Origin of the sequence: Neorhizobium sp. NPDC001467 (assembly GCF_050275975.1) — a bacterium.
Classification (GTDB): domain Bacteria; phylum Pseudomonadota; class Alphaproteobacteria; order Rhizobiales; family Rhizobiaceae; genus Neorhizobium.
In genome coordinates, this window is record NZ_JBNNPS010000019.1 from 1 (window position 1) to 7,536 (window position 7,536).

3 protein-coding genes and 3 rRNA genes are annotated in these 7,536 nt (G+C 59.5%); 5 read left to right on the forward strand and 1 reads right to left on the reverse strand.

All coding sequences use genetic code 11. The features are described from left to right. Nucleotides 1–190 (reverse strand): hypothetical protein (locus tag ACQKKX_RS20575; protein WP_427573524.1); only part of this gene is annotated, 190 nt, incomplete at its 3' end. A gap of 714 nt (nucleotides 191–904) precedes the next feature. Here ACQKKX_RS20575 and ACQKKX_RS20580 point away from each other — a divergent pair. The 5 genes from ACQKKX_RS20580 to ACQKKX_RS20600 form a co-directional block, all read left to right on the forward strand. Continuing rightward, nucleotides 905–2,432: ribosomal RNA gene (locus tag ACQKKX_RS20580) — 16S ribosomal RNA — on the forward strand. A gap of 319 nt (nucleotides 2,433–2,751) precedes the next feature. Beyond that, nucleotides 2,752–5,874, forward strand: a 23S ribosomal RNA gene (locus tag ACQKKX_RS20585). 89 nt (nucleotides 5,875–5,963) lie between these two features. Next, nucleotides 5,964–6,080 (forward strand): 5S ribosomal RNA (gene rrf, locus ACQKKX_RS20590). Together the 16S, 23S and 5S rRNA genes form the textbook arrangement of a ribosomal RNA operon. An 83-nt stretch (nucleotides 6,081–6,163) precedes the next feature. After that, nucleotides 6,164–6,796 carry an HAD family hydrolase gene (locus ACQKKX_RS20595; RefSeq protein ID WP_427573526.1) on the forward strand — a complete coding sequence of 211 codons (633 nt, stop codon included), beginning with the start codon at nucleotides 6,164–6,166 and terminating at the stop codon, nucleotides 6,794–6,796. 136 nt (nucleotides 6,797–6,932) lie between these two features. Then, on the forward strand, nucleotides 6,933–7,536 hold a 604-nt coding region (locus ACQKKX_RS20600), incomplete at its 3' end, for a VC0807 family protein (protein WP_427573528.1).

Below are 7,536 nucleotides of genomic sequence, written 5' to 3' on the forward strand. Positions count from 1 at the left end.
TCGTCACTTCAGACGGCACGCTCAGCGACACCGACACGGTCTCCGTGACGGTGTCGCCGGTGGCCGATATCGTTGCCGATACGCTGACGACCCCGCTCGACGAGGAGGCCCGCGCCGCACCATCAGATGCGACACCTGCGGCTGGCGAAAACCCGCCCAGTTCCTGCCCTGGCTCAAGGCCGAGGAGCACCTCGCCCAGGAGCACCAGGCGACGGTGGACCCGTCGGCCCAGGGGCCCCAGTAAGGCCGAATTGACACGGGGCCCGGAGATCTCTAGAGTCCTCCGAGTTGTCACCCGGCCAACCGGCCCCGCGACAGCACCTCCGCCGCTCAAGCGGCACCCAAACAAGCAGCACGATCTCCCACCGGGAGTGAATTCGGCACGCCCGAATTCAATTCGCGGTGGACTCGTCGGCCCGATTAGGCGCCGCCGGGGGAATCCGCTAAAGTTTGGGACGTCGGAACGGCCCAACAGCCGCGAAGACAAGCCCGCTGACTGGGAATCAGGCCCGAAAGGATCTGATAAAGTCGGAACCGCCGGAAAGGGAAACGCGAAAAGCCGAAAGGCCGGAGCGAAAACCTGAAAGGCGCCGAGGAAATCGGACACGAAAGAGTCTGATAGAGTCGGAAACGCAAGACCGAAGGGAAACTGCCCGGAGGAAAGCCTGAGAGAGTCTCTCGGGTGAGTACAAAGGAAGCGTCCGTTCCTTGAGAACTCAACAGCGTGCCAAAAGTCAACGCCAGATTGACAACCCCGGCCCACTTTGTGGGTTGGAGGTTCCTTTGAAAAAGTCCTCACTCCCACACCGGGGTGAGGCGCACTAGCGAGGACGCAGTGAATCGTGGGGATTATTCCTCCCGACGGTTCCGCTCTCGTGGTGTTCACCGGGATATCCCGGAAACATTCACGGAGAGTTTGATCCTGGCTCAGGACGAACGCTGGCGGCGTGCTTAACACATGCAAGTCGAACGATGAAGCCCTTCGGGGTGGATTAGTGGCGAACGGGTGAGTAACACGTGGGCAATCTGCCCTGCACTCTGGGACAAGCCCTGGAAACGGGGTCTAATACCGGATAACACCCCCTCTCGCATGGGAGGGGGTTGAAAGCTCCGGCGGTGCAGGATGAGCCCGCGGCCTATCAGCTTGTTGGTGAGGTAGAAGCTCACCAAGGCGACGACGGGTAGCCGGCCTGAGAGGGCGACCGGCCACACTGGGACTGAGACACGGCCCAGACTCCTACGGGAGGCAGCAGTGGGGAATATTGCACAATGGGCGAAAGCCTGATGCAGCGACGCCGCGTGAGGGATGACGGCCTTCGGGTTGTAAACCTCTTTCAGCAGGGAAGAAGCGAAAGTGACGGTACCTGCAGAAGAAGCGCCGGCTAACTACGTGCCAGCAGCCGCGGTAATACGTAGGGCGCAAGCGTTGTCCGGAATTATTGGGCGTAAAGAGCTCGTAGGCGGCTTGTCACGTCGGTTGTGAAAGCCCGGGGCTTAACCCCGGGTCTGCAGTCGATACGGGCAGGCTAGAGTGTGGTAGGGGAGATCGGAATTCCTGGTGTAGCGGTGAAATGCGCAGATATCAGGAGGAACACCGGTGGCGAAGGCGGATCTCTGGGCCATTACTGACGCTGAGGAGCGAAAGCGTGGGGAGCGAACAGGATTAGATACCCTGGTAGTCCACGCCGTAAACGGTGGGAACTAGGTGTTGGCGACATTCCACGTCGTCGGTGCCGCAGCTAACGCATTAAGTTCCCCGCCTGGGGAGTACGGCCGCAAGGCTAAAACTCAAAGGAATTGACGGGGGCCCGCACAAGCAGCGGAGCATGTGGCTTAATTCGACGCAACGCGAAGAACCTTACCAAGGCTTGACATATACCGGAAAGCATCAGAGATGGTGCCCCCCTTGTGGTCGGTATACAGGTGGTGCATGGCTGTCGTCAGCTCGTGTCGTGAGATGTTGGGTTAAGTCCCGCAACGAGCGCAACCCTTGTTCTGTGTTGCCAGCATGCCCTTCGGGGTGATGGGGACTCACAGGAGACTGCCGGGGTCAACTCGGAGGAAGGTGGGGACGACGTCAAGTCATCATGCCCCTTATGTCTTGGGCTGCACACGTGCTACAATGGCAGGTACAATGAGCTGCGATGCCGCGAGGCGGAGCGAATCTCAAAAAGCCTGTCTCAGTTCGGATTGGGGTCTGCAACTCGACCCCATGAAGTCGGAGTTGCTAGTAATCGCAGATCAGCATTGCTGCGGTGAATACGTTCCCGGGCCTTGTACACACCGCCCGTCACGTCACGAAAGTCGGTAACACCCGAAGCCGGTGGCCCAACCCCCTTGTGGGGAGGGAGCTGTCGAAGGTGGGACTGGCGATTGGGACGAAGTCGTAACAAGGTAGCCGTACCGGAAGGTGCGGCTGGATCACCTCCTTTCTAAGGAGCACTTTGGCTGCCAGGTTTGACCTGGTGGTCCAAGAGCCATTTCGTCGGCAAATGTCCGACGGTGGTTGCTCAAGGGTGGAACGTTGACTATTCGACCGGGTTCTCGGGTCGGAGGCTGTGAGTACTGCTCTTCGGAGCGTGGAAAGCATGATCTCCGGGCGGAAGCGGGTCGGGCACGCTGTTGGGTGTCTGAAGGTACGGGCTGTAGAGCCTGTCCTTCGATGCCGACCCCGGTAAAGATCCGCTTCGGTGGGTTGTGACGGGTGGTTGGTCGTTGTTTGAGAACTGCACAGTGGACGCGAGCATCTGTGGCCAAGTTTTTAAGGGCGCACGGTGGATGCCTTGGCACCAGGAACCGATGAAGGACGTGGGAGGCCACGATAGTCCCCGGGGAGCCGTCAACCAGGCTTTGATCCGGGGGTTTCCGAATGGGGAAACCCGGCAGTCGTCATGGGCTGTCACCCATACCTGAACACATAGGGTATGTGGAGGGAACGCGGGGAAGTGAAACATCTCAGTACCCGCAGGAAGAGAAAACAACCGTGATTCCGGGAGTAGTGGCGAGCGAAACTGGATGAGGCCAAACCATATGCGTGTGATACCCGGCAGGGGTTGCGCATGTGGGGTTGTGGGATCTCTCTTTCACAGTCTGCCGGCTGTGAGACGAGTCAGAAACCGTTGATGTAGGCGAAGGACATGCGAAAGGTCCGGCGTAGAGGGTAAGACCCCCGTAGTCGAAACATCAGCGGCTCGTTTGAGAGACACCCAAGTAGCACGGGGCCCGAGAAATCCCGTGTGAATCTGGCGGGACCACCCGCTAAGCCTAAATATTCCCTGGTGACCGATAGCGGATAGTACCGTGAGGGAATGGTGAAAAGTACCGCGGGAGCGGAGTGAAATAGTACCTGAAACCGTGTGCCTACAAGCCGTGGGAGCGTCGCGCAAGGAACTTGTTCCTTGCGTCGTGACTGCGTGCCTTTTGAAGAATGAGCCTGCGAGTTTGCGGTGCGTTGCGAGGTTAACCCGTGTGGGGAAGCCGTAGCGAAAGCGAGTCCGAATAGGGCGATTCAGTAGCGCGCTCAAGACCCGAAGCGGAGTGATCTAGCCATGGGCAGGTTGAAGCGGAGGTAAGACTTCGTGGAGGACCGAACCCACCAGGGTTGAAAACCTGGGGGATGACCTGTGGTTAGGGGTGAAAGGCCAATCAAACTCCGTGATAGCTGGTTCTCCCCGAAATGCATTTAGGTGCAGCGTCGTGTGTTTCTTGCCGGAGGTAGAGCACTGGATAGGCGATGGGCCCTACCGGGTTACTGACCTTAGCCAAACTCCGAATGCCGGTAAGTGAGAGCACGGCAGTGAGACTGTGGGGGATAAGCTCCATGGTCGAGAGGGAAACAGCCCAGAGCATCGACTAAGGCCCCTAAGCGTACGCTAAGTGGGAAAGGATGTGGAGTCGCACAGACAACCAGGAGGTTGGCTTAGAAGCAGCCACCCTTGAAAGAGTGCGTAATAGCTCACTGGTCTAGTGATTCCGCGCCGACAATGTAGCGGGGCTCAAGCGTACCGCCGAAGTCGTGTCATTCCAGCATATAGGGCCAACGCCCGCTGGGATGGGTAGGGGAGCGTCGTGTGCCGGGTGAAGCAGCCGCGGAAGCGAGTTGTGGACGGTTCACGAGTGAGAATGCAGGCATGAGTAGCGATACACACGTGAGAAACGTGTGCGCCGATTGACTAAGGGTTCCTGGGTCAAGCTGATCTGCCCAGGGTAAGTCGGGACCTAAGGCGAGGCCGACAGGCGTAGTCGATGGATAACCGGTTGATATTCCGGTACCCGCTGTGAAGCGTCAAACATTGAATCAGGCGATGCTAAGTCCGTGAAGCCGTTCCGGACCCTTCGGGGAAAGGAAAGTGGTGGAGCCGACGAACCAGACTTGTAGTAGGTGAGTGATGGGGTGACGCAGGAAGGTAGTCCAGCCCGGGCGGTGGTTGTCCCGGGGTAAGGGTGTAGGCCGCTGTATAGGTAAATCCGCACAGCATAAGGCTGAGACCTGATGCCGAGCCGATTGTGGTGAAGTGGATGATCCTATGCTGTCGAGAAAAGCCTCTAGCGAGTTTCATGGCGGCCCGTACCCTAAACCGACTCAGGTGGTCAGGTAGAGAATACCGAGGCGTTCGGGTGAACTATGGTTAAGGAACTCGGCAAAATGCCCCCGTAACTTCGGGAGAAGGGGGGCCATCACTGGTGAGAGGACTTGCTCCTCGAGCTGGGGGTGGCCGCAGAGACCAGCGAGAAGCGACTGTTTACTAAAAACACAGGTCCGTGCGAAGCCGTAAGGCGATGTATACGGACTGACGCCTGCCCGGTGCTGGAACGTTAAGGGGACCGGTTAGTGCACTTTCGGGTGTGCGAAGCTGAGAACTTAAGCGCCAGTAAACGGCGGTGGTAACTATAACCATCCTAAGGTAGCGAAATTCCTTGTCGGGTAAGTTCCGACCTGCACGAATGGCGTAACGACTTCTCGACTGTCTCAACCATAGGCCCGGTGAAATTGCACTACGAGTAAAGATGCTCGTTTCGCGCAGCAGGACGGAAAGACCCCGGGACCTTTACTACAGTTTGATATTGGTGTTCGGTTCGGCTTGTGTAGGATAGGTGGGAGACTTTGAACTCTGGACGCCAGTTCAGGGGGAGTCGTCGTTGAAATACCACTCTGGTCGTGCTGGATGTCTAACCTGGGTCCGTGATCCGGATCAGGGACAGTGTCTGATGGGTAGTTTAACTGGGGCGGTTGCCTCCTAAAGAGTAACGGAGGCGCCCAAAGGTTCCCTCAGCCTGGTTGGTAATCAGGTGTTGAGTGTAAGTGCACAAGGGAGCTTGACTGTGAGACCGACGGGTCGAGCAGGGACGAAAGTCGGGACTAGTGATCCGGCGGTGGCTTGTGGAAGCGCCGTCGCTCAACGGATAAAAGGTACCCCGGGGATAACAGGCTGATCTTCCCCAAGAGTCCATATCGACGGGATGGTTTGGCACCTCGATGTCGGCTCGTCGCATCCTGGGGCTGGAGTCGGTCCCAAGGGTTGGGCTGTTCGCCCATTAAAGCGGTACGCGAGCTGGGTTTAGAACGTCGTGAGACAGTTCGGTCCCTATCCGCTGTGCGCGTAGGAATATTGAGAAGGGCTGTCCCTAGTACGAGAGGACCGGGACGGACGAACCTCTGGTGTGCCAGTTGTCCTGCCAAGGGCATGGCTGGTTGGCTACGTTCGGAAAGGATAACCGCTGAAAGCATCTAAGCGGGAAGCCTGCTTCGAGATGAGTATTCCCACCCCCTTGAGGGGTTAAGGCTCCCAGTAGACGACTGGGTTGATAGGCCAGATCTGGAAGCCCGGTAACGGGTGGAGGTGACTGGTACTAATAGGCCGAGGGCTTGTCCTCAGTTGCTCGCGTCCACTGTGTTGGTTCTGAAACCACGAACAACCCCACGTTTGTCACAGAGCGTGGTGCGGTTGACAGTTTCATAGTGTTTCGGTGGTCATAGCGTGAGGGAAACGCCCGGTTACATTCCGAACCCGGAAGCTAAGCCTCACAGCGCCGATGGTACTGCAGGGGGGACCCTGTGGGAGAGTAGGACGCCGCCGAACTATTTTTGAAGAAAACCCCCGTAACGGATGAGAATCCTGTTACGGGGGTTTTCTGCGTTTAGGGTCGAGCTATGCGATACGACTTGGTCATCTTCGACAACGACGGCGTTCTCGTCGACAGTGAGCCGATCTCCAACAAACTTCTCGCCGGCTATCTCACCGAACTCGGGCACCCCACCTCGTACGAGGATTCCCTCAGGGAGTACATGGGTTCTGCCATGCACCGCGTGCACGATCTTGTCGAGGAGCGGACCGGGCAGCGGCTGCCCGAGGACTTCGACGATGTCTTTCACGGGCGGGTGTTCGCCGCCTTCGAGCGGGAGCTGGAGCCCGTGCCCGGGGCCGTGGAGGTCGTGGAGAAGCTGGCCACCGATGGAGTGCCGTACTGCGTGGCCTCCTCGGGGAGTCATGAACGGATCCGCGTCGGGCATCGCAAGACCGGGCACGACAAGTGGTTCGATGACGGGCGGATCTTCAGTTCGCAGGATGTCGGGCGGGGGAAGCCGGCGCCGGATCTCTTCCTGTACGCGGCGCAGCGCATGGGGGTGGCGCCGGAGAGGTGCGCGGTCGTGGAGGACAGTCCGCTCGGCGTCCAGGCCGCCGTGGCCGCCGGGATGGACGTGTACGGGTTCACTGCCATGACGCCCGCGAGCCGGTTGAACGCGGCCACCGAACTGTTCGGCGACATGCGGGAGTTGCCTGACCTGCTCGCATGACATCTCCGTACGAGACGCCCTGACATTTGTCATCGCGAGCTCCGGACGATCGTTTCTGTTGGGCGGAGGGGGTCCTCCACGAAGCTGAGTACATCGAGAACGGGACGTACACAGTGACGACGGAGGGAACCCGATCATGAGCCAGGTCGTTGTACAGACACCGGTCAAGTCCGCTGACGCGGCTGCCGCCCCGCAGAGCGACCGTGCGGCCCTCCTGGGAAGCCTCAAGCCGCTGATCGTGGACGTGGTCGTGCCGATGGCCTCGTACTACGTGCTGAGCAAGGCGTTCGGTATGAGCACGCTGGCTGCCCTGGGGTGGAGCAGTGTGCTGCCGGCGCTGCGGACCGTGTGGGGGGTGCTACGGGATCGGCGGCTCAATGTGCTGGCCGGGGTCATCCTCGTCGTCAACATGGTGGGGCTGCTGCTGAGCACGGTGACGGGCGATCCCCGGCTGATGCTGGCCAAGGACAGTGGGATCAGCAGTGTCGTCGGCATCTCGATGCTGGTGTCGGTCGTGGCCGGCAAGCCGCTTCTCACGTCGGCGCTGAAGCCCTTCGTGACCAAGGGGGATGCCGGGCGGACCGCGGCCTGGGAGCGGCTGTCGGCGGAGCCGGGCCGCTTTGTGCGGGCCGAGCGCATGTTCACGGCGGTGTGGGGTCTGGCGCTGGTCACGGAGTGCGTGGTGCGGATCGTGGGGGCGTACACGCTGCCGGTCGACACGATGGTCTGGCTCGGCAATG